Below are 24,519 nucleotides of genomic sequence, written 5' to 3'. Positions count from 1 at the left end.
CGGTAAATTTATACTGTATATTCCTAAAAAGGCCTTAAAATAATTTGTATACAAATATATAAACTGAAAGAGCTCACTGCCGGATGGTAGTAAGCTCTTGAGTAAACTATTTTATAGCGTTATCTTGATTAAGTGTAATATATACAGGGTTTTATATCTGAGTCTATTTTGCGTTTTGGTAAACTATATGGAATGGTTTGTATCGGAAAAAGTGCCTATTTTCTTTACTTCTTCTTCAAAATTTTCACTTTCAATTATTGCCTTTCCTTTCACTTTACTTTTATAGTTATAGATAGTTTGAATAGAATAACGTAGAAATACAGCAATTTGATTGACATCGGTAATACCTAAACGGATAAGAGCAAAAATACGAAGTTCGATATTCAGTTGTTCTTTTTCCAGTTTGTAATGTGCCTCTTTTTTTAGTAAAGCATTAAATTCTTCTACAAAATTAGGGTATATTTTAAAAAATGCCTGGTCGAATGTTTTATATAATTCTTCAACATCTTTTTCTATATTGCGAGTAGAAGAGGTTAGCTTGTACAAGTCATCTACTTGACCTGCTTTCAACTTTCTATTTACATTTTTTCTATAATCATCTAATTTATCAATATAGACAGCGCATTGGTTCATAAAATAGCCAATATATTTTTCTTTGATGAGATTTGCTTCATCTAGTTTTTGGTTTATAGTGGCTAGTTTTTCATTCATATCCTTGAGTTTTTTTCGGGCTCTCGATACTGTTTTTATTTGCTTATAGATGAAACCTAAAGCGATTACTAATACTACAACAAACAGACTTATGAGTATTGCATATAGTCGGAGGTTTTGTCTTTGCTGTTCTATTCTATTCAGATATGTATCTTCGATAATAGGTTGGACTCTTGCGATTACTGTATTTTTAAAACGGGAATTATAAAAGTTTGCATCGTCAAGCGCCGCTCTGATATAATTGTATGATCTATTAACATCGCCTTTACTATAAAGATTAATAGCTAATGCCAGAAGCGCTTCGTTTTCTTTTACTGCAAGCCTAGTATCTGTTATGGCAGCAAGAATAAGATATTTCTCCGTCAAAACATTTTCATTAAGGTGTTTATATACCAAGGCCAGACTCATGGCAGACATTGCATAACTATGAGTATAAGGTTCTTGTTTCGAGAATATTTCGGTCAATATTTCACAAGCTTCTTCATATCGTCCTTCATCCTGAAATTTAAATGCTTCTTCTTTTAGGTATATATCAGTTCCTTTATCAAGAAATGATATGATAATATCTCTATAATGCATTTTTTCGGACAGGTATTTACTTTCATACTTTGTATCATCGGTATATTTTATAAGATTTTCATAGTATCGTATGTATGTCCAGCAGTACATAATTTTTAAATGCGTAGGCAATTTCTCAAATTCTATACTATTTAAAACTTCTAATGCTTGGGTAAATGCACCTGATAAGCACAATACGAAAGAGTATTGTAATTTACTTTGATATAAGAGCTCATTATTGTTTAATTTATCTGCAATATCTATATTTTTATCAATATATGTAACAGCAGAATCACATGAAAAAGATTCATATTCAGAAATGATATTTTCATTTATTCGGAATGTTTCCAGTAACGAAAGGTGGTTCTTTAACTTTGATTTCAAACTATCTATTCTAAAGATTTTCTTTTCTATATACATAGGTCGTTCCGAAATAGTTTTATCCAAAACTTTTAGAAGAGAATCGATCTCATTTTTAGAATATAGATTTCCTGATATATTATATATAAAACAAAACAAGAGAAGTAATATCTTTTTCATTACGTATAGGCTATAAATAGAGATAGATGAAAAACTTACACAAAAATAATCAAATTAATCATTATAATGAACTAAGTTTTTCTAGTTTAAGGGTATACAAAAGGCTTTTTTATATCTAAGTTATACAGACTATTGCTAATCTGTTTCAATTAATTATTTATATATGGAGTTTGTCTGATTCCTACAAAAGCAGAGATGAACTTATCACGTTAAAGATAAATGTAAAGTTTCTGTATTGAATAAAAAAAACTAAATTTGGGACGATAAGATAAAAAGATAAATGCACTATCAGTCTCTTTTGTAAAAAAAAACTATAACAAGCTAAGGGCAAAAGATATTTTGCATCATGGATAAGGAGCAAGATCTGATAAAAGACTTAATGGCCGGAAAGGAAGATGCATATAAATATATATATGATTATCACTATCAGGCTTTATGCACATATGCTTATCAGTATGTGAAGGACATTTATATTGCGGAAATGATTGTAGGAGATGTCATTTTCTCTATTTGGTCTAAACATGAAAGTTTGACGATAAACAGTACTTTACGTGGTTATCTGATGAGTGCCGTTAAAAATACATCGATAAACTATTTGGTCAGGGAGAAAAAATTTGAATCCATAAAATCAGAACTTCAATCGGCAATAGAGAAAAACACAGATGTATTGACTTATCTGGATAACACTCCATTGACAAAACTAATAGAAAGAGAGCTTGATTTGAAGATTAAAGATAGTCTTGCCAAGATGCCCGACTTAACCCGAAGGATATTTGAGTTAAGTCGATTTTCTGATATGAAGTACCAAGAAATAGCAGGAACGCTTGATGTATCTGTCGATACTGTAAAGTATCATATGAAAGTTGCTTTGTCGCGTTTGCGAAACGATTTAAAAGATTATATAAATGTGTTAATCCCTTTCTTGTTTATTTTATTAAAAAAAGATCTGTTTTGATTTACCCTTTTTCCATTTTGGTTTGTCTTAATTATATAAGCAACATTATAAATGGAAAAATATCGCGATATAGACGAACATAAGCTCACTCTTATAATCGATTTTCTTGAAGGAACTATTTCGGCAAGAGATAATGATGAATTACAACTCTGGCTATCGGAGTCGGAGCTTCATGTTTCCTATTTTGAAGAAATAGAAAAGATATATCATTCTATTGAATATATTAAGGAGAGTCAAAAGTTTGATAAGGATAGGGCATTCAATCTTTTTAGAGAAAGAATAGAATTATCATCTAATAACAGATACGAAGAAGATACACAAACAGATAGGGTTATAGATAAATCATATAGTAGAAAAACACTTTTAAAAGTGGCTGCTATTGCAGCAACTATTGCTTTAATTACAGGCTTTTCTTTTTCTCTATTTCACATAAAATCGATAACACCCGCACAAAAGGAAGTAACAGTGGAATCACCTCCAGGGCAGAAGACAAAACTCTTCTTACCTGATGGAACATTAGTATGGTTAAATTCAGGCACAAAAATAACTTATAATACCGATTATGGAGTTGATAACCGGAATATAGAAATGGAAGGAGAAGCTTTCTTCGATGTGACAAGGAATGAAAACCTAAACTTTAAGATATCGATAAATGATATAGAGGTAAGTGTATTAGGTACTTCGTTCGATGTTGAAGCTTATCGAGGTGATAAAGAGATTTCAGTTTCTGTTATAAATGGACGTGTTTCGGTAGGTAAGATAAATGATAAAGTATTCGGTGTTTTAAAGCCTAATGAAAAGATCGTTATAAACAAAGATGATAATAGTTTTAAACTGAAAATCTGCGATCCGGAAATAGATGGTATATGGAGACATGGACAACTCAAGATTATAAACGATCCAATGCCGGTAGTTATATCCAAAATGGAGCGTTGGTACGGTGTTAAGATTACTATAGAGGGACAGATGTCGCATGAAAACTATTGGTTAACTATAAAAACAGAATCATTGACAGAGATTCTTGAACTGATCAATAGAATAACACCAATAAATTACCAAATAAAGGGAGAGGAGGTGACTATCAAATATAAATAGAGCGGAAAAACGGGTTGAGAAATTGGGGTTTCTCAACCCGAATCAAGCAACAATTCGATTATAATACCTGGTGTGAGTTACTAAGAATTTATTCTTAGTAGTAGGTTATTATCTTAATTGTCTGTTGCAAAGATAATGGTTTATTCAAAAATTTAACAATCTAAACTATGATAAAAACGACCAGATTTATCGCAATTTTGTCTTTTTTCGTGTTTTCTCTTTATTCGTTACCTTCAATAGCAAATACAAATCAAACCTTATCAAAAATTAGTATCACCGGAGAGATGACACTTAAAGAGCTTACGGCTCAGATAGAAAAGAAAACAAGTTATACTTTTGTTTTTAATTCATCGATTAATATGAACCAGCACGTTACTGTAAATTTTAGCAATGAAACAGTACCTGCTATTTTGCAAAAAGCATTTGAAGGAAAAAGTATTTCTTTCGAAATATTGAACAAACAAATAATTTTAAAGCCTCAGTCACAACAGGTTCCTGCTTCTAACAAAAAAGTAATGATGAAGGGTACTGTCTCTGATAATGAGGGAGAACCTTTGATTGGAGCTACGGTAAAAATAGTAGGAACAAGCATAGCCACTTTAACGGATATCGATGGGAAATTCTCTATTGAAGCATCTATCGGAGAAGTTTTGGAAGTTTCTTATGTGAGTTATCAAACAGAGGCTATAAAAATAAAGAATGAGTCCGAACTTAATATCGTATTACAACCGTTGGATAAACTTTTGGACGAAATTGTTGTAGTCGGATATGGGACACAAAAGAAAATCAACCTGACGGGTTCTGTAGCTGTAATTACTCCGGATGAACTGAATAAGCGTCCGATAACCAATGTTTCTACTGGTTTGCAGGGGTTAGTACCCGGAATGACGGTTACGGCAAGTGCAAATGGAGGTTTACCTGGACAGTCTAATGCTTCAATACAAATAAGGGGTATTGGGTCTGTATCTAATAATAGTCCATTAGTGTTAATTGATGGGGCGGAAGGTGATATGAATATTATCAATCCAAATGATATAGAAAGCATTTCTGTATTGAAAGATGCTGCCTCAGCGGCAATATATGGAAATCGTGCAGCAAATGGGGTAATATTGATAACTACTAAAAGTGTGAAAGGTAGCGAACGCGCTCCTCAAATCAGTATCCATTCTTATGTAGGAGTACAAAAACCAACTAAAATGCCAAAAATGGCTGATAGCCCTACTTTTATGGCTTGGGAAAATGAGGCCCAGGCAAATGTTGGCGGAAATCAGAACTATACGGCTGCGGATATACAAAAGGTTATTGACGGTTCAGATCCTAATTATTATGCTAACACTGATTGGATAGATGCTGTATTTAAATCGTCTGCACCGCAATATAACTTTAATGCAAGTGTAGACGGTAAAGCAAAAAATATGGGATATCTTATATCATATGGATATCTTGATCAGAAAGGTTTAACAGTAGGAGAGTCTACCAGCTCACAAAGACATAATGTCCGTTTGAAACTAAGTACAAAAGTAGCGGATATATTCAATATTACAGCTAATATGGGATATATCGAAAGAAATTTCACAGCACCTAATGCTTCTTTTGACCTAACTGCCGGATCTTTATACAATGCAATGAGAACCCGTCCATTAGTACCGGTTCGCTTTACTGACGGAAAATGGGGATACGGAGGGGGACAAAGTAACCAGGTTGCTTATCTAACCGACGGTGGCGGTCAAAATTTTAGATCGAACGAGTTTACCGGTAATTTTACGTTGCAAGCGACTATAATGAAAGATTGGACGGCTTCAGCGAATTATATAACTCGCCAATCTAATAGTTTCAGAAATCTTCTTAGTAAAACTATCAATTTCTATTATCCGGACACGGACGAAATATGGTACACAACTAACACACCAAACTCTATAGAAAACAGGGATTACAGGACTCTTAGCCAAAACTTATTTATTCAGACAGACTATAATCTGAAAATTAAAGAGCATAGTTTCCACACAATGTTCGGTTATCAGCAAGAATGGCAAAGAAGTGATCAGTTTAATGCTTCGAGAAAAAATCTGATAACAGAAAAAGATCCGGTACTAGAGTTTGGATCAGCTGATACTCAGGCAAATTCATCCGCTGCTAGCCATTGGTCTATGCGTTCAGGTTTCGGGCGTTTAAATTATGATTATAAAAGTAAATATCTATTGGAAGCTAATCTTCGCTACGATTTAACGTCCCGCTTCGATAAAAGTTACCGAGGAGAATGGTTCCCTTCTTTCTCTGCCGGATGGCGCATTTCTGAAGAAGATTTCATGGAAAACTTCAAGACTTTCTTAGATCAATTAAAATTGCGTGGATCATGGGGTATACTTGGGAATCAATATTCTACAGGCTCGGATCTTTACCCTTATATTTCTCGTATAGGTTATGTGTCAGTACCTGCTTTAGGAGCAGTTGCAAATGATGGATATGCCGAAACTTATATAGGAAACCCTCTATTGTTGTGGGAAATGGTGCATACTACCAATATTGGATTGGATATTAATATATTGAACAATAAACTCTCTTTTTCAGGCGATTACTATCTTAGAAAAACAAAAAGGATAATGTATACTCGAGAGCAGCCTGCTGTAGGTGGATTCCTTAAAGACATGGATGAAAATGGCGGCGAAATGGAAAATAAAGGATGGGAGATACAGCTAGACTGGAGAGATAAAGTAGGTTCCGATCTCAACTATGGAGTAAGATTTACTTTGGCCGATGTGAAAAATAAAATAACAAAATGGGAATCGCAAAAAATCGGAACATATACTATAACCAGGCAAGGGGATACATATGACGCTTTTTATGGTTTAGTGGCTGATGGTATAGCTATGCCTACCGATTTTGAATATTATGATGCGACAAAGGGTAAATACATGAATCCTAAGTTTCCTATTATGTCTGGTGATGCTGGTTTAGTGCAGCCTGGAGATATAAAGTATAAAGATTTTAACGATGATGGTGCTATTGATTTGGATAACGACAGGAAAGTAGTTGGAAGCTCCCTCCCTCGCTATACATTTAGCCTAAAAGGAGATATAGAATATAAGGGGATAGATTTCAGTTTCTTACTTCAAGGAGTAGGGAAAGTGGACGGATACATTTACGGACCTGCGCGTCATGCATTTACCGATCAATCAACATATCCTCAGACCTTCCACGTAGATCGCTATCAGGCATCTAACCCAAATCCGAATGCAAAATATCCTCGTTTCACGTACAATCAAAGTTATAACCAACGTTTCTCTACATTTTGGATCGAAGACGCATCATACCTGAGGATGAAAAATATACAGCTAGGTTATACATTACCGGCTAAGTGGACAAGACACATGAGGATAGATAAATGTCGTTTTTATGTCTCGGCAGATAACCTGTTTACAATCTCCGATTATTTTTCAACTTGTGATCCCGAAACACCTATTCAGGGAGGTGGTAATTATCCACAGATAAAAACTTTCGTATTTGGTGTAAATATAAGTCTTCATTAAAACTAATTTGACTATGAAAAAGAATATTACATACATCTTTATACTCGTATTTTCATCTATACTTTTTTCCTGTAATGATGACTTTCTGGAAAAGGCCCCGCTAGACGAACTTACTGATGCTAATTTTTGGGAATCAGAGTTGCAAGTAAAAAATGCGGCAAATGGCTGTTATTGGGCTTTGATAGGGAAAGATATGATGATTAATATCTCGGAAGGATTGAGCGATAATGCTTTATGGTATACTCTTAGCGGATGGAGACAAGTCGGAAGCGGATTATACGGTTCGGACTTCTCTACGTTAGATAGTCGCTACAAAGATGCATATAAACAAATGAGACGCTGTAATTACTTTTTAGCGAATTATAAGCGGGCTGAAGGTATTGTCGACTCTAAAAAGCTGGAACAATATGCCGGAGAAGTACGATTCCTAAGAGCATTTATCTATTACTATCTTACATGTTTCTGGGGCGATGTGCCATTCATTACAGAACCTCTGCCTCCGGGAGATGATAGATTGTTTGCTGCACGTACATCTCGTGCCGAAATTGTAGATTTTATTTTAGAAGAACTAGATGCTGCTGCTAAAACACTACCACGATATATTGAGCCGGGAACTACTAGTTTTGGCCGAATCTCTGGTGCTGCTGCGAAAGCGATGGAATCTCGTGTAGCATTACAAAATGATCGATGGAGTGTAGCAAAAGCCGCATGTGAGGCTGTTATGCCTGGTGGTGAATATGCTTATCATGGATTATATACTACAGGACGCCCGAATCAGGACTATTTCGACTTGTTTACATTCGAAGGGCGGGCCTCTCGTAAAGCAAGTAATAAAGAGGCTATATTATCTTACGTATACAATTTTGATCTACCTTCTCCAACCAGACACAATTTGAGCCGTGAGTTGCAGGTTCCCGATCAAATTATAAGGTTTAATCCTACTAAATCTATGATAGATAGTTATCTATGTACTGATGGATTGCCGATAGAGAAATCCAAATTGTACAAAGGAAATGGTACATACACTCCTGCTTATAGTGCATACGATAGTGTATTTGTAAACAGGGATCCTCGACTAAAACAATCTATAGTATATCCGGGATACGACAAATGGTACGGTAAGGTAGATGGCAGAGGCATCGCAAATGCTGCCGAAGACGCATCTAAAACAAATATCTTCCGGTCACCTAAATTCAATAATGATGGAAAAGGTGCAGTAACTTATACGGGCTATTACATTCGTAAATATTGTGAGCCATCGAAAGTTCCTCTTTACAACCAAGATGACAATGATATAATCTTTATCCGTTATGGAGAGATTCTCCTCAATTATGCCGAAGCGATGTTTAACTTAGGTTCATTAGATCAGGATGTTATTGATAAAACGATCAATAAACTGAGAGACAGAGTAGGTATGAAAAGAATGATTCTTACAGAATTGCAAAGCAACGGATTGGATCTGAAGACTGAGCTTCAACGAGAACGTCGTGTAGAATTATTTATGGAAGGGCATCGTTGGTACGATCTTATGAGATGGAAACAAGGCTATGAATTAGGAGTAGATAAATCGGAAACACCAGAACGTCAGGAAAAAGGAGTTATGAAGGGAATTCGCAAAGATTATGCTTACGATCCGGCGGTATTTTCAACAACTACAAAGTTTGATGATAAAGGTTTTCTCATATTTGACGATTCCCGCGTTTTCTCAAGCCCTAAAAATTATCTCTTTTCTCTTCCATACAGGCAAATGGAGTTAAATCCAAACTTGAAACCAAACAATCCGGGGTGGGAGTGACTATTATCAAAATAAATGATTATGATTAACAATATTAGATATTTATTTATTTGTGTTCTATTAGTATTGCTGCCCCATAGCTCGTTAATGGCACAGACATCTTTCAGGTTGATGAATTTCAATACCCGTATGTCTGGAGAGTTGGTTAATTACTCTGCTAAACCGTTTGCTACTTTGATAAAAAAACATAATCCCGACTTTATTATTTTGCAAGAAGTAGATTATTTTACAGTAAGAAATGGAGGAAAAGATTTTACAACAGAGCTGGCCGCAGAGTTAGGAATGTTTTCGGCTTTTGGCTCGGCTATTACTTACCAACAAGGAAAATATGGAGTTGCTATTCTGTCAAAATATCCGATACAGAAAATCTCTAATAATCCATTGACAAGTAATTCTGCAGATCTGAAAGAAAAGCGAACGGTTCTTTATATTGATGTAATACTACCCGGGAACAATGAAAAAGTGCGGGTCGCGGCTACTCATTTGGATCATTCAACCGATAATGTACGTTTAGACATGGTACGTCAGTTAGATTCATATATAGGAAATTCACTTCCTATCATATTAGCTGGAGATTTTAACGCCAAGCCCGGAGAGAATGCAATTGTTCAGGGAATGGCAACCTGGCAACGAATTTGTAATAATTTTCCGACTTTTCCGGCGATACCTACAAGTAAAATAGACTATATTTTTGCTAAACCTACAGGCAAATGGACTGTGAAAAGCTATGAGATACTCAAAGAAACAGGTATTTCAGACCATTGTGCTTTAGTGACGGATGTTGAATATAATAAATAACCGGATATGAAAGATTTAATAAAACTGATAGGAATACTGTTATCATCACTATTGTTTGCTTGTTCATCCGATAATGGTGATGATGGGAACAATGGAGGCGGAGGAAAGGACGATATATGGGATAAAAGTAGGACCGCTAAAGTTTTGATAATATCTGATTTATCAGCGGAAAGTCTTTTCCCTAATTCAAACTACACTCCTGTAGTTAATGCAATAAAGGCAAAAGAGCAAAATGCAATTTTACTAAACAATACGAATGTTTCTTTTTCGGAAACAGAGATGATAAATCCTGCCGTAAAAGTTGCACATCAGTCGCTTTATATGCCCTATTTTGTTCCCTATGGGAGAGCTGATAACGAGTATTTGGGAAATACCATCCTCTTTGGTCAGGCGTTAGATGAGATGGAACAAACAATTTTAACTACTGATTGTTGGATGTTCCAAGCAGAAATAGCATTTACTTCTTCTTTGAAGATGAGATTCTTATCAGCATCTATCAATTCGGATGATCAGATCACGCCTGCTGTCAGTTTTCTAAAGAACAATCTTTTTGTTTCGACATTAGTTGTTGGTACTGTAAAAAGAAGCGTTCTATCTAAATTAGAATCATCTCTAAGTACTACGTTAACAAAAGATTCTTATATGTTAGATATTATTGACAATACAGGCAAATCGAGTGAATATTGCATATATGTTCTTGGATCGTCAAAATGGAAATTGAGAGATGTGACCGAATCTGTTGTATCAGGAGATATTAAAAGCTTTCTTATTCAGATTGAATTACTTAAATAAATACAGATGAAGAAGACATTTAACTTTCGTATATATATACTGATAATCTTTTCTTTTTTAGCAATAAATTTATTAGCACAAGATAAGGTACAACTTAAGGTTTTGTGCTATAATCTTCGTTTTGGAGAATTGGCTTCATTAGAAGAATTTGCCGATTTTATAAAAAAAGAAAATCCCGACATCGTTGCATTGCAGGAGGTGGATGTGAACACATCTAGAACGAGAGCTCCACATCAGAATGGTAAGAACTTTATTTCCGAACTGGCTTTTCGTACCGGAATGCTATCTCTGTATGCCAGAACTATAGATTATGCCGGTGGGTATTATGGAATTGGCATACTTAGCAAGTATCCTTTTAGTCAGTCGCAACGCCTATTTTTGCCAATGCCAGATGGTGCAAAAGAACGGCGTGCCCTTTTAATCAGTGAAGTGGAATTGTCTGATGAGGAATCAATTACTTTTGCTTGTACACATCTTGATTACACAACTTCAGATGTGAGGAAAACGCAAGTAGATTTCATTAATCAGCAATTAATGAAGATTAAAACGCCAATGATACTATGTGGTGATTTTAATGCCAGACCCGATTCGGATGAAATTGCTAATGGAATGAAGAACTGGATGCAGGTAAGCAGTCCTGATCATACAATTCCAGCCAATAATCCCAAATCGAAAATAGATTATATATTCTGCTATCCATCTTCAAATGTCTGGAAAATAGTGAATTCATACACACCGGTTACTCAATTATCAGATCATTTACCAATTATTACGACATTAGTTTTAGAGACTAATTAATGACTAAAAATGAATTAATATGAAAAAGAATCTATTATATATCAGGTATAGATTATTGTGCTTTTCGTTTATTATGGCTACTCTTTTTATGGCTTGTAGTGATGAAGATAAGGCAACTAATTATTTAGATGACAATGCCTATCCTCCTCCAACCTTGAATCTAACTACTGAGACATCTTATAACGAAGTTGATATAAACACCAACAAGATTATTGAAGGTACTGTTGCAGCACCTAATGGATTGCGAAATATATATGGTACACTTCTGCGTAAGACAGCAGATGGATATGAAGAAATTGATGCCAGCAAAAGAGTACATGTAAAATTAGCAGAATTTCCTAATACTTATAATTTTTCTATCGAAGTTCCGATATATGCTGAAGATGCAGGTGGCATTGCGATTGTAGCCAATGATATTTATGTAAAACAAGTAATACAGAATATCTCAATTGGAAAAATAACAGGAATACCACCCAAAATAACTACAGAGCCAACGGAGATAGAATCTGTAGAACTAAATGGTTCTGTTTCGTTGAAAGGTGAAGTAATTTCTATTGAGGGACTTAAATCGCTGAGTTATTGTTTAGTTCAAAAATCCCCATACCTTGAGCTTCAGGATGTAAAGGATATTGCAGTGTCAAATGAAAAAGAAAAAACATTCCAATTCTCTATTACAGTAGATGATGAAAGGGCTGATGCGATCATGATTAAAGCTGTCGATATCAGAAATGTTGAAAAGGTACATTTTGTTAGTATTAAGGGAATTACAGGAATACCTCCGGGTAGAGCTTATATATTTGATAATATAGAAATGGCGCCCGAATGGGAAAATCCGGGAGATCCGAATCAACCATATATATTCTCAATTGATGGAGTAAACGTAAATGGAACTGTTAAGAATATACTGTCCTTAAATGATGCTATTTCAGCAAGTAAAGGCAATGTTGATTTTATGTTTGCAAATATCTGGCGTAACCAGACAAATTTTGCTTATACTGCACAGCGTGGATTTGCATTTGTTGGTGCAAGCCGCCTGAATGGAGGGCCTGTAGGTAGACAGCAAGATGCTCAATGGTTAACTACAATGACTTTAAATCTCTCTAATTTTAAGATAATTACTGATGCGATAGCTACAAGTATGGACCTAGATAGTTTCTTTGAGAATAGCACAGGGAATTGGGAAACTTTCCAGGCATTGGATGAACTCAAAGATTATTTAGCAGCATCTACCGGTACAACAAGCAACCTTGTTATGTGGCGCCAGGGAGCATCTACAGATCAGGCCGATGCTTGTAGCCACAATATTAAACAAGGTACATATGTTGCTTTTAACCGTCGCAATATAGATGGTGAATTTAAATGGGGTATAATAAAAGTTCTGGAAGCTCCAGACGATTCTGATGCTTTGAAGGATGGCTGTAAGATAGATCGTCCAGCTTCAGGTAATGGAATGAGTGCTCACTACTCTGCTCCTAATCTAGCTGGGTTCGATTATTCAGGAGTAACAAAACTCTATGGAAGAAAATGTAAACTGAAAATTATAGTTCAACGCTAATAGAAAAAATCTTATCTTTGAGGAAGTACAGAATACAATCTGTACTTCCCTCTTTTATCAACAATCATTACTGTCTGGTTAGATAGAATGCTCAGATAGAATAGCTTTAATATGCCTGATAAATTTGTATTAAAGTTTAGAGAAAGAATTATACAGTATTAATTGTTTGATAGATAGAGTTAATAAACAGTCTATATTATAAATTTTGGACCTTGAAACGCTAAACCATAAAATATAAATAGCAGATATTATGAAAACTAATCGACGAAATTTTATTAAGACCATAGGGGCATTCGCTGCTCTTACAATTATTCCCCGGCAAGTACTGGGAAATGGCTATATAGCCCCCAGTGATCAGCTCACCAAGGGAATAATTGGTACGGGAAACATGGGACGTGGCCACCTTAAATATGCTGGTACACGTTTGGTTGCAGTTTGCGATGTAGATAAGAAACACTTGGAATTAGGTAAAAACCTTGTTACTGAAAAAATAGCGGCATATCATGATTTCAGAGATCTTATTTTAGATAAGAATGTGGATATTGTCCATATAGCAACTCCACCTCATTGGCATGGAATCATGTCGGTAGAAGCAGCTAAAGCAGGTAAAGATATTTGGTGTGAGAAGCCTATGACCCGGACTATAGGGGAAGGTAAGAGGGTAATGGAAGCCGTAAAACAATATGGTAATATGTTTAGGTTGAATACTTGGTTTCGTTTCAAAGATAATTTTTATGGATTGGGAACACCAGTTCAACCTCTAAAGAAACTAGTTCAGAGTGGTATGTTGGGCTGGCCTTTGAAGGTGACGATAAGCAAACATACCGGATTCGACTGGAAATTCTTTTGGGTAGGCAAAGAATATCTCGAACCGCAACCCATTCCCGAAGAATTAGATTATGACATGTGGCTCGGACCCGCGCCGTACAAACCATATAATTCTCACCGTGTTCATAGTACATTCCGGGGTTATTGGGATTATGATGGCGGAGGATTAGGAGACATGGGGCAACATTATATAGATCCTGTTCAATATCTCTTAGGTAAAGATAATACAAGTCCGGTAAAAGTGGAAGTGGATGCACCGCAACAACATCCCGATGCTATTGGGGTTTGGCGTTCCATAACATATACTTATGATGATGGTTGTCAGATTGTATTGTGGGGAGGCGATTATGGAGACCCTGATACTCCATATATATCAGGTCCTAATGGAAATGTATATAAGAACTTTGTATGCGATATTCCTAATTGGGAGAAAAAGTTGGCTGATTATCCAGAACCGGAATCTCAGGTAACAGATTTTATTGAAAGTGTAAAAACTAGGAAAGCATTTGCCCTTAACGAGCAAAATGGTTTCAGATCTGCTACTATTGTTAATATGGGGCTTGTAGCATTAAGACTAAACCGCACATTGCACTTTGATCCCGTAAAATTGGAGTTTATCAATGATGAAGCGGCAAACCGCCTTGTCAATCAGCCAATGCGCTCACCATGGAATATATAATGATTTAATTCTAAAAAAAATCTTATGAAAAAAATATATTTATTATGTTTAGCATATATATGTTGTCTCGTATCTATAGCTCAGACACCTACAGGAAGAACAGTTGAGACTATTATTGCTGATGTTCTGGCCCAAATGCCGGCACAAAATGAAAAGCAATACAATATCTTGTTAAATGATCTAGTTTCGACAAAAGAAGAAGGTGTTTTTCGTCTGGTAAAAATGATGAATGTTCCCGGGAAAGGGAGTAATGCTCAGGTTGAATATGCTCTAAACGGACTCTCTTACTATGTTTCAGCTCAAGGGCAGGATATCAATCGTTCAATTATTTCGAATGCTTATATAAAGGCATTGGATATGACTGATAATAGAGAAATCAAAGCCTTTATTATTGGTCAGTTGCAAATATTGGGAAAAGACGAAGCTGTTGAAAAGCTATCGTCATTTTTTAACGATGAATACTTAAGTGGTCCTGCCTGTCGTGCATTGGCCTCTATTAAATCAGATGATGCAGCCAGAGCACTGCTTAATGCACTTGATGTAGCTACTAATTCTAATACAAAGAAAGACATTATTGAAGCTATAGGAGAAATGCAAATAGCTGCGGCAGAAGATAAATTGCTTGCTATATTGAACAATGAAAATGATGATATTCAGAAAGCAACCCTGTATGCTTTAAGCCGTTCTGGCACTAAGACCTCCTTAAAAGCTTTGTCTATTGCTACAGAGAAAGTAAATTATGCGATGGATAAATCAGGTGCAACAGAAGCTTACATATCTCTACTAAAAAGATTACTTGATAAGGGAGAGGTAAAAGATATTGCAAAAGCAGCGAACAATTTGATGAAAAAAGCTGAGAAAGCAGGGCAAAATCAGACTCGTGAAGCGGCTTTACAAATACTTATGACTGCAAAACCCCAAGAATCAATAAAGTTATTGAAAGCAGCCTTGAAAGAGGATGACAGAAATTATCGGTTTGCAGCTCTCAATTTTGTATCGGACTTTACTTCCGAAAAAATGTATAAAGAGCTATTGAAGGTTATGAAAAAAGCTCAACCGGCGGTAAAAACAGATATTACTAACTGGTTTTTGCAAGAGTGTACAGATGTAAAGAAGAAAACATTGATAGGTTCTTTAGCCACAGATATGTTTATTGAGCAACTGGGTGATAACGATATGGTTCTAAAAAAAGCTACTGTCGATGTCTTAGTTCGAATCGGTGGAGAAAAATCTATAGAAGCTTTGTCTGGTTTGTTAGCATCAGATAATAAAGGCGTTATAGTGATGGCGAAAAATGGATTGTGTTCTACAGATGGAGATATATCTGCTGCGATTGTTCCAATAATGAAAAATGTAACGGATGAAGGAAAAATAGCAGCCTTAGAATTATTGGCCGCACGAAAAGCTTCAAAATTCGATAATATAGTATTTGACTTATTAGCTTCCGATTCTCAAGGAGTAAAAACTGCAGCTTATGCTGCTCTCAAAGATATCAGTGTTTCCAAAAACTTACCTGATTTATATAAGCTTCTGGAAAAAGCGGATACTCCTTTTGTTCAGCCAATACAACAAGCAATAATAAATTCATTGTCAGATTATTCTGCTGATAAGCAAGTAGCATTAGTAATTAACCAAATGGATAAAACTCCTTTAGATAAAAAATATCTGTATTTTCCTGTCTTAGCAGCAACAGGAGATAAACAGTCTTTAAAAATAATATCTGATGGTTTTAAAAGCTCAACAGGTGAAGCGCAAGAAATTGCTTTTCGTTCGTTGCTCGATTGGAAAGGCATAGAGGTAGCTAAAGATTTATTGGCTATCTGTAAAGATACTAGTTTGTCTGCTTATTTTGACCACTCATTATCTGGATATATACGGCTTGTATCTGATCCACAGATTAAAGCAGAAGATAGATTTAGATACCTTAATAATGCTTTGTTGTTAGCTAAAACTACAGAGCAAAAGAAATCCATATTGGTACAATTAGGTAAAACCAATGCATATCCGGCTATGCTGGCTGCAGGGCAATATCTTGATGATAAATCGGTTCAACAGGAAGCAGCTCAGGCTGTAATGACTATAGCGTTGGCCAATAAAAACTTTACTGGAAAAAATGTAGACGATTTATTAAATAAAGTCATTCTAGTTCTGGATAATCCGGATGCTGAGTATCAGAAACAGGCTATTCGTGATCACCTAAGTAGTTTAATTCCTCCTAAACCGTTTTTGCTTTCGGATGAAGAAAAAAAAGAGGGGTACTATATTCTCTTTGACGGAACAAATATGGATCAATGGACAGGAAATGTAACTGATTATGTATTAGAGAATGGCTGTATTTCACTTCATCCTAGTAGTGCTCATGGAGGAAACTTATATACTAAAGAAGAATTCTCGAATTTTATTTTCCGTTTCGAATTTCAGTTGACTACTGCTGCAAATAATGGTTTGGGTATCCGTACCCCGATGGAAGGTGATGCCGCATATGTTGGTATGGAATTACAAATTCTGGATAATGAAGCAGCTGTGTATAGTAACCTTGCTCCATATCAATATCATGGTTCGGTCTATGGTATTATCCCGGCCAAGAGAGGATATCTGAAACCTGTCGGAGAATGGAACTATCAGGAGGTCATTGCTAATGGTGATAATATAAAGATAACATTAAACGGAACTGTTATTCTGGATGGAAATATAAGAGAAGCCACTAAAAATGGAATACCGGATAAAAAGATGCATCCGGGACTTTTCAATAAAAAAGGGCATATAGGTTTTCTAGGACATGGTTCGCCTGTTAAGTTTAAAAATATAAGGATTAAGAATCTGAAATAAACTATATATGGAAGCAGCAACCATTGAATGGTATGGAGCCTTGATAGGTCTAGCTATAGCGATCATTTTGATTTTAAAGAAGCTGAATCCTGTTTATTCTTTATTTTTAGGTGCGATACTAGGTTGCCTGATCGGGGGGGCCAATTTATTACAGACAACTTCTATCATAATTAATGGGACTCAAAGTATTATAGGTATAGTTGTTCGGGTATTAGCGGCGGGAGTACTAGCCGGAGTCATGATGGACTCCGGTGCAGCGGAGACGATAGCACAGACTATTGTCAAAAAGCTGGGTGGGAGTAAAGCCATTCTGGCCCTTGCTTTAGCAACTATGATAATTACCGCTGTAGGAGTATTTATACCTGTGGCTGTACTTATTGTTGCTCCGATTGGGTTATTGGTTGCTAAAACAATGGGATTTTCTAAAATCGCTCTTCTTTTAGCTCTTTCGGGTGGAGGGAAGGCTGGAAATGTAATATCGCCTAATCCCAATTCTATTGCAGTGGCTAATGGTTTCGGTGTAGAACTGAGTGAGGTCATGCTATATGGCTTTATTCCTGCAGTTTTTGGATTACTTATGACTGTTCTTGTAGCTACAATGATCAAGAATAAAGGATCGGAAATAAAAGATAGTGATATAAAAATGCCTGCCGATACTTCAGATTATCCCTCTTTTAGTAAAGCGATTATTGCACCAGTAGTCGCAATATTACTATTGATGGTTAATCCGATTGGTTCCATTTTTGGAGTATCAGTATTGCAAAGCTTGAAATTGGACGCTATGTATGTGCTTCCCATCGCAGGTATAATAGGAATGATAGCAATGGGTAAAGCAAATAAGATCCTTGAGTATACGTCAAGTGGTATGAACCGCATGACTGCAACGGTGCTTATATTAATAGGAGCGGGAGCAATAGCGGGACTGATATCCGCATCGGATTTATCAGTGAGGATTGTTGCCCTTATCAACGAATCTGGAATATCTGGAACATTTCTGGCTCCTATTGCAGGTGTACTGATGGCGGCCGCAACAGCCTCTACATCGACAGGCGTAATACTGGCTTCAGGCTCCTTCGGAAAGGCAATACTTGATGTTGGAACTATGCCTATTTCAGCAGCTGTGATGGTACATACAGGCGCAACAGTGATAGATCAGCTTCCTCAGGGTAATTATTTTCATGTGACAGCAGGTTCGATGTATATGTCTATTAAAGAGCGTATGAAGGTTGTTCCATATGAGGCTATTATAGGAGGAATTATGACATTGGTCTCTACAATCTTATATGGATTTGTATTTTAAAGTTAGTTTTATCAATTTCTCATTACCTTGATTATAATTTAGTTTAAGCAAATATTTATTATATATGAAGAACGCAGTTTTTGTTCTCGCTCCCGATTCGTTTAAAGGATCGATGACTGCCAAACAGGTTTGTGATGCTATGGAACGCGGAATAAAAAAAGTTTTGCCCGATGCGGAATGTATAAAAGTACCAATGGCCGATGGAGGAGAGGGTACAATGCAGTCGTTGGTCGATGCTACAAATGGAACTATTTATGAGTTGGAAGTTACAGGTCCTTTGGGTAAACCGGTAAAAGCTCGGTATGGAATTATGGGTAGTGGTAAAACTGCTGCTATTGAAATGGCTTCTGCTAGTGGAATCCACCTTGTGGATGAGAATACAAAAAATCCACTCATTACGACGACCTTTGGTACAGGACAATTAGTCAAAGCATGTCTCGATATGGGTGTTCATAAGATTATTCTTGGAATAGGAGGGAGCGCGACTAATGATGGTGGTGCAGGTTTTGCACAAGCGCTTGGCGTGAAATTTCTGGACATAGAAGGGCGGGAGCTTCCTTCGGGAGGGGCTGCACTAGCCAGGTTGAATAGAATAGATATTTCTTCGCTTGACCCTAGGCTGAAAAATGTGGATATTGAAGTAGCTTGTGATGTCACAAATCCTCTTTGTGGTAAGACGGGAGCATCTTTTGTCTTTGGTCCGCAAAAAGGTGCAACCACTGAAATGGTAACAATTCTGGATAACGCACTAGGTCACTATGCCGAGATTATCCGACGAAAACTGAAAAAAGAAGTGAAAGATATACCAGGGGCAGGAGCCGCAGGCGGCTTGGGTGCAGGGCTATTAGCTTTTACGAATGCAAGGTTAGAAAAAGGGGTTGATATAATAATTAATTATACAAACCTAAAAGAAATAATAAAAAATGCAGATATAGTACTAACTGGGGAAGGGGGTATTGATTCTCAAACACAATACGGAAAAACGCCTTTTGGTGTAGCAAGGACTGCAAAAGCTGTAGATAAAACAGTAGTAGCTATTGCCGGTTATATTGGAGAGGGAATCGAGCAATTATACAATATGGGATTTGATGCCATTTTGGGAATTGTTCCCGGAGCAATGACAATTGAAGAAGCTATGAAAAAAGGAGAAGAAAATGTGGAGAGAACGACTGAAAATATAGTAAGGTTATTAAATAGTCATCCTAAAATATAGAAATACTAAAACTTAACCTTTTGCTTATACAGTTAATTATAAAAATAAAATCTGAGAGATTCATCTCTAAAATTTATGTTTTTGATAAATAAATATTATAGACCAATGAAAAACAATGCTTTTTTGCTTCTGCTAGTAGGTTTCTTACTTTGTCAGGTAGATATTCTGGCTCAAAAACAACTTACTCTAAAATCACCTGATAACAAAATAGAAGTAAATATAACAATAGGGGAATATATAGAATATTCAATTTCTCATCAAGGAGATTTAATGCTTGATAGATCTGCTATATCTATGACTCTAAGCAATGGATTGAGTTATGGCATTAATGCCAAACTGGAAAAAACATTGACTAAGACCATTAATCAAACTATCGATGCCATTATTTATAAGAAGACTAAAGTTAAAGATAATTACAATGAACTATCCTTGAAGTTTAAGGGCGATTATAGTATAATATTCAGGGCGTATAATGATGGTGTCGCTTATCGCTTTGTATCTATGTCGAAGAAGCCTTTTGAAGTCTTAAATGAACAAGCTGATTTTAATTTCTCTGGCGATGCCAAAGCTTTTATTCCTTATGTAAGAGATAATCAATCAAAGCGAGCTAAAACTGGTTATCAGAATATAACTACTGAAATGCAGTTTTATAATTCATTCGAGAATATATATGAACATAGCTTTTTATCTCAATGGACAAAGGGGCGTTTAGCTTTTTCCCCATTAGTAATTGAAGCGAGCAACGGGAAAAAGATATGTCTCACAGAGGCTGATTTAATCAATTATCCGGGTATGTATTTATATAATAAGACAGGAGGTAATACTCTTTCAGGAGTCTTTGCACCCTACCCGAATGAGATTAAACAAGGAGGACACAATATGTTGCAAGGAGAGGTGCAATCCAGAGAATCATATATTGCAAAGTTTGATGGTGCTACTGAGTTTCCCTGGCGTGCAATAATTATTTCATCTAAAGATTTTGAATTGGCAAATAACGATATGGTTTATAAACTTGCCGCACCTGCTCAAGGAGATTATTCATGGGTAAAGCCTGGTAAAGTTGCATGGGACTGGTGGAATAACTGGAATCTTTATGGTGTGGACTTTAAGACCGGAGTAAATACCGAAACTTACAAATATTATATTGACTTTGCTTCAAAATTTGGTGTAGAATATGTCATTTTGGATGAAGGCTGGGCTGTGAATCTGAAAGCTGACCTATTGCAGGTGGTACCGGAAATAAACTTAAAAGACTTGGTAGATTATGCCAATAAGAAGAATGTCGGTCTCATTTTATGGGCAGGATATTGGGCTCTTAATCGTGATATAGAAGGTATATGTAAACATTATTCCGAGATGGGAATAAAAGGATTCAAGGTTGATTTTATGGATCGAGACGATCAGCCAATGGTAGACTTTCATCATCGAGGGGCACAAATTGCAGCGAAGTATAAAATGCTGATTGACTATCATGGTACATATAAGCCAACAGGATTACAACGTACTTACCCGAATGTTATCAATTTTGAGGGCGTATTTGGGTTGGAACAGATGAAATGGGACGCAGATGTGGATCAGGTTACTTATGATGTTACAATACCATTTATACGTCAGGTTGCCGGGCCGTTTGACTATACCCAAGGTGCAATGCGCAATGCTATTAGAAGTAATTATCGGTCTGTATATACAGAAGCCATGAGTCAAGGTACGCGCTGCCGTCAACTTGCGCAATATGTTATATTCGAATCTCCTTTGAATATGCTTTGTGATAGTCCCTCCAATTATATGGAGGAGAAAGAATGTACAGAATACATTGCTTCAGTACCAACTGTTTGGGATAATACTGTTTCTATAAATGGAGAAATAGGTAAATACATAACTATTGCCCGTCAAAAGGGAGATATATGGTACGTCGGCTCAATGACTAACTGGGACCCACGTAGCCTTGAATTAGACTTATCATTTTTAGGAGAAGGTAAATTTAAAGGTGAGGTATTTAAGGATGGAGTAAATGCAGATAAAGTTGCCCGTGATTATAAAACAGAAGTGATAGGTATTTCGGATAGCCGAAAACTGCCTATTTCAATGGCTCCAGGAGGAGGATACGTTATAAAGATTTATCCTGAACTGTAGTTATCAATCTATCATTTTAGTTCATTTTAATTGACAATTTCCATTAAGTAAAAGAGGTTTACAATTTATTGTAAACCTCTTTTTGTCTAGGTAGCGGGACGGGGAATTGAACCCCGGACCTCATGATTATGAATCAATTAGAGCTGATTTTTATTGATTTTTTCTATTTTATTTACCCTTACAATATTATGTAAGTATTTGATATATAATAATTTGGTGTTTTAGATTGTTTTTTGTAAGTTTATATCATTAAAGAGGGTTTGTTTACACCTCGTTTACACCAATAATTATGAGTACTCAAAGAATTGAATCGGTATTAAAGCCACTTTTAGAGAAAACCATTGAAGGAATTAAGTTAACTTTAATCCTAGACCCTCGAAAACATTCTTCCTATATAAAAGAATTGAGAGAGCTAAAGGATGAAGACCTTCTTAAATATTTATCTAAAATAAAAGACCTCGAACAAGTACCTGTCGCTATAAGAGTTACATGTAACAGTAAGTTGTTTTATTACAAAACAGGTTTCTCTTGTACAATCGCTCAATGGGATGCTATGCGTTTGGCTAAGGGTAATAGTCAAAGTTTTAAAGAGAAGAAGAGTCAAGAACAAATATTCGACAAAGCAATAAGGGCAGTAGAAGAATTATTGGAGAATGATTCTTTTAGTTTTGAGAACCTGAAAACCAAGTTGACAGGTCGTCATCAATTAAGTTTTTCAGATGTATGGATTGATGTAATAAGTCAAAAGAAAATAGGAACGGCAGATGCTTATAGGTATGCTTATAATTCTTTCACTAAATTTGTTGGTAAAAATATAAGCTTCGACAGAGTTGGTGCTGACCTCATCGAAAAATGGGAAAAGAAGATGAAAGATGACAGCATTGGTAATACAAGCCAAGGTATGTATATGCGTGCTTGTCGGGTTGTCGTAAACGAATGTCTTCGCCAAGGCTATCTAAAACAAAGCCAATACCCTTTTGGCAGAGGTAACGATGGCAAAGTGAAGATAAAGAAGGGCAAGAGTAGGAAGGATGAATTTATCTCTGTGGCTGAAATTAAGAAATTAATGTCCTTTGTTGCTCCCGATAGTTGGCGAAAAAGCTACTCAGAACTCGTATATCAGTCTATTAACTTCTGGGTGTTCTCTTATCTCGGGAATGGTTTAAACATGGCTGACATGGCATTATTAGAATGGAGTGAATATTATTTTCAGTCTGGGGAAAGTGAACTCAAATTTATAAGGAGGAAGACTCAAGACACCACAGACGAAGATATAGAGATAATAATACCAATCATACCAGAGCTAAAAACTATCTTGAACGAATATGCTTCTGCTCCAGAGTTAGAAAAACGTATTTTTCCGCAAATACTTAACGGAGAGACGAATGAAGTTACAATAAAAAAGGCTGTCGCTCTGGAGAATAGCAATATTCGGGATAGGGTTCAAGTGGCTTGTAAATTACTTGGGATTGAAAAGAAAGTGAGTATGACATATGCACGCCACAGCTTCGCCACGAATCTTACTATTGCTGGAGTATCCGAACGATATATTTCTCAAGCAATGGGTCACTCAACAAGTAAGTCTGTTACTCAAGGATATATAACCTGAAAAGAGAATGAGGTTTAATAAAATGTTGTTAGAAGAATAGTTATGGAGTATAATGAGTATAAAAATATGCTATTTAAAGCAATTGTGGAAGAGGCTAAGCCAGAAGACGGTTTTGAGCGTTATGCTAAACTTTTTAAGAGGTTGTTAAATCTCGCACCTAATAAGAAAGAGTCAGCAATAGAGGAGTATAAAAGAATACTAAATGATATACGAGAAGATGAGATTGGAATTGTGTGGCTTGAATCTGGTTCAAATGATTATCCTAATGAATTTATATATTGGAGCTTCTATCCAATGTGGAAAGAGGAGGAGGATAGATTAAAGGAGTTAAGAAAAGAATGGTTGCTAAAGATGCAAACATTCAACTTTATATATCATAAATACCTATTAGTCATTGCTGCAAATGAGAAGCTAAATAATATAAAATATAAGTTTAAGCCTAAAAGTAATATAGATGATAGAAGACTGGAATATATATATAAATTTCTAATAACTGAGCAAAAAATAGAAACGACTTTAGACAATTGGCTTTATTGGTTTGGAAGAGGATTTGTATCAAACCCTCAACAGATGGAATGGCATGGAGCGATGGGAGCTTGTGCATGGGTTATTCAACAAATTTGTGGTACTAATGATAATAAAGTATTGAAAGAAGCTTTTGGCTTTGAGGCTAAACCCCATGGAGGTAAGCTTGATGAGAAAATAAAAAAAGAGTAGAGAAGTTGACTAGTTAAGTTATACTTTTTTTGCGAACTTATACCGCCCTGCTAATCCTATGATTAGTGGGGTTTTTCTATACTAGGC

The 24,519-nt window shown here is 35.9% G+C and carries 16 protein-coding genes; 15 read left to right on the top strand and 1 reads right to left on the bottom strand.

Features of this window, described 5'->3' with window-relative positions; all coding sequences use genetic code 11:
* Nucleotides 1-183: 183 nt before the first annotated feature.
* Entirely contained in the window at nt 184-1,809 is a 1,626-nt protein-coding gene (locus JGH11_RS03905; protein ID WP_201110261.1) for a DUF6377 domain-containing protein, read from the bottom strand.
* Between the two features lie 346 nt (nt 1,810-2,155).
* Here JGH11_RS03905 and JGH11_RS03900 point away from each other — a divergent pair, with 346 nt between their 5' ends.
* The 15 genes from JGH11_RS03900 (at nt 2,156) to JGH11_RS03830 (ending at nt 24,432) form a co-directional block, all read left to right on the top strand.
* Complete coding sequence (locus JGH11_RS03900) at nt 2,156-2,764, top strand: RNA polymerase sigma-70 factor (protein ID WP_201110260.1); 609 nt, start codon at nt 2,156-2,158, stop codon at nt 2,762-2,764.
* Between the two features lie 51 nt (nt 2,765-2,815).
* On the top strand, nt 2,816-3,859 hold the full coding sequence (locus tag JGH11_RS03895) for a FecR family protein (RefSeq protein ID WP_201110259.1): 1,044 nt from the start codon (nt 2,816-2,818) through the stop codon (nt 3,857-3,859).
* Between the two features lie 167 nt (nt 3,860-4,026).
* Complete coding sequence (locus JGH11_RS03890) at nt 4,027-7,386, top strand: TonB-dependent receptor (protein ID WP_201110258.1); 3,360 nt, start codon at nt 4,027-4,029, stop codon at nt 7,384-7,386.
* 13 nt (nt 7,387-7,399) lie between these two features.
* On the top strand, nt 7,400-9,181 hold the full coding sequence (locus JGH11_RS03885) for a RagB/SusD family nutrient uptake outer membrane protein (protein WP_201110257.1): 1,782 nt from the start codon (nt 7,400-7,402) through the stop codon (nt 9,179-9,181).
* A 21-nt stretch (nt 9,182-9,202) separates the two neighbouring features.
* On the top strand, nt 9,203-9,979 hold the full coding sequence (locus JGH11_RS03880; RefSeq protein WP_201110256.1) for an endonuclease/exonuclease/phosphatase family protein: 777 nt from the start codon (nt 9,203-9,205) through the stop codon (nt 9,977-9,979).
* A 6-nt stretch (nt 9,980-9,985) separates the two neighbouring features.
* Entirely contained in the window at nt 9,986-10,771 is a 786-nt protein-coding gene (locus JGH11_RS03875; RefSeq protein ID WP_201110255.1) for a hypothetical protein, read from the top strand.
* Between the two features lie 6 nt (nt 10,772-10,777).
* Nucleotides 10,778-11,569: an endonuclease/exonuclease/phosphatase family protein gene (locus JGH11_RS03870; protein ID WP_201110254.1), complete on the top strand. Its 792-nt coding sequence runs from the start codon at nt 10,778-10,780 to the stop codon at nt 11,567-11,569.
* A 19-nt stretch (nt 11,570-11,588) separates the two neighbouring features.
* On the top strand, nt 11,589-13,124 hold the full coding sequence (locus JGH11_RS03865) for a hypothetical protein (protein ID WP_201110253.1): 1,536 nt from the start codon (nt 11,589-11,591) through the stop codon (nt 13,122-13,124).
* A gap of 250 nt (nt 13,125-13,374) precedes the next feature.
* Entirely contained in the window at nt 13,375-14,631 is a 1,257-nt protein-coding gene (locus JGH11_RS03860; RefSeq protein ID WP_201110252.1) for a Gfo/Idh/MocA family oxidoreductase, read from the top strand.
* 24 nt (nt 14,632-14,655) lie between these two features.
* Nucleotides 14,656-17,460, top strand: coding sequence for a DUF1080 domain-containing protein (locus JGH11_RS03855; RefSeq protein ID WP_201110251.1), 2,805 nt, complete (start codon nt 14,656-14,658; stop codon nt 17,458-17,460).
* Between the two features lie 7 nt (nt 17,461-17,467).
* A complete protein-coding gene (locus JGH11_RS03850) occupies nt 17,468-18,760 on the top strand; it encodes a GntP family permease (protein ID WP_201110250.1) in 1,293 nt (430 codons plus the stop codon).
* 64 nt (nt 18,761-18,824) lie between these two features.
* Entirely contained in the window at nt 18,825-19,973 is a 1,149-nt protein-coding gene (locus tag JGH11_RS03845; protein ID WP_201110249.1) for a glycerate kinase, read from the top strand.
* A 105-nt stretch (nt 19,974-20,078) separates the two neighbouring features.
* Nucleotides 20,079-22,106 (top strand): glycoside hydrolase family 97 protein, encoded by a 2,028-nt coding sequence (locus JGH11_RS03840; protein WP_201110248.1) that lies wholly within the window; start codon nt 20,079-20,081, stop codon nt 22,104-22,106.
* Nucleotides 22,107-22,395: 289 nt separating this feature from the next.
* A complete protein-coding gene (locus tag JGH11_RS03835; RefSeq protein WP_201110247.1) occupies nt 22,396-23,715 on the top strand; it encodes a phage integrase SAM-like domain-containing protein in 1,320 nt (439 codons plus the stop codon).
* A 66-nt stretch (nt 23,716-23,781) separates the two neighbouring features.
* Complete coding sequence (locus JGH11_RS03830) at nt 23,782-24,432, top strand: hypothetical protein (protein WP_201110246.1); 651 nt, start codon at nt 23,782-23,784, stop codon at nt 24,430-24,432.
* Nucleotides 24,433-24,519 lie beyond the last annotated feature (87 nt).

Origin of the sequence: Dysgonomonas sp. Marseille-P4677, assembly GCF_016652235.1 — a bacterium.
In the GTDB taxonomy this organism is placed as follows: Bacteria; Bacteroidota; Bacteroidia; order Bacteroidales; family Dysgonomonadaceae; genus Dysgonomonas.
This window is presented reverse-complemented; position numbering and strand designations above follow the sequence as displayed.

Bases quoted from the DNA above. Each gene is read 5' to 3' on its own strand.
- JGH11_RS03905 (WP_201110261.1), bottom strand. From the start codon at position 1,809: ATGAAAAAGATATTACTTCTCTTGTTTTGTTTTATATATAATATATCA.
- JGH11_RS03900 (WP_201110260.1), top strand. From the start codon at position 2,156: ATGGATAAGGAGCAAGATCTGATAAAAGACTTAATGGCCGGAAAGGAA.
- JGH11_RS03895 (WP_201110259.1), top strand. From the start codon at position 2,816: ATGGAAAAATATCGCGATATAGACGAACATAAGCTCACTCTTATAATC.
- JGH11_RS03890 (WP_201110258.1), top strand. From the start codon at position 4,027: ATGATAAAAACGACCAGATTTATCGCAATTTTGTCTTTTTTCGTGTTT.
- JGH11_RS03885 (WP_201110257.1), top strand. From the start codon at position 7,400: ATGAAAAAGAATATTACATACATCTTTATACTCGTATTTTCATCTATA.
- JGH11_RS03880 (WP_201110256.1), top strand. From the start codon at position 9,203: ATGATTAACAATATTAGATATTTATTTATTTGTGTTCTATTAGTATTG.
- JGH11_RS03875 (WP_201110255.1), top strand. From the start codon at position 9,986: ATGAAAGATTTAATAAAACTGATAGGAATACTGTTATCATCACTATTG.
- JGH11_RS03870 (WP_201110254.1), top strand. From the start codon at position 10,778: ATGAAGAAGACATTTAACTTTCGTATATATATACTGATAATCTTTTCT.
- JGH11_RS03865 (WP_201110253.1), top strand. From the start codon at position 11,589: ATGAAAAAGAATCTATTATATATCAGGTATAGATTATTGTGCTTTTCG.
- JGH11_RS03860 (WP_201110252.1), top strand. From the start codon at position 13,375: ATGAAAACTAATCGACGAAATTTTATTAAGACCATAGGGGCATTCGCT.
- JGH11_RS03855 (WP_201110251.1), top strand. From the start codon at position 14,656: ATGAAAAAAATATATTTATTATGTTTAGCATATATATGTTGTCTCGTA.
- JGH11_RS03850 (WP_201110250.1), top strand. From the start codon at position 17,468: ATGGAAGCAGCAACCATTGAATGGTATGGAGCCTTGATAGGTCTAGCT.
- JGH11_RS03845 (WP_201110249.1), top strand. From the start codon at position 18,825: ATGAAGAACGCAGTTTTTGTTCTCGCTCCCGATTCGTTTAAAGGATCG.
- JGH11_RS03840 (WP_201110248.1), top strand. From the start codon at position 20,079: ATGAAAAACAATGCTTTTTTGCTTCTGCTAGTAGGTTTCTTACTTTGT.
- JGH11_RS03835 (WP_201110247.1), top strand. From the start codon at position 22,396: ATGAGTACTCAAAGAATTGAATCGGTATTAAAGCCACTTTTAGAGAAA.
- JGH11_RS03830 (WP_201110246.1), top strand. From the start codon at position 23,782: ATGCTATTTAAAGCAATTGTGGAAGAGGCTAAGCCAGAAGACGGTTTT.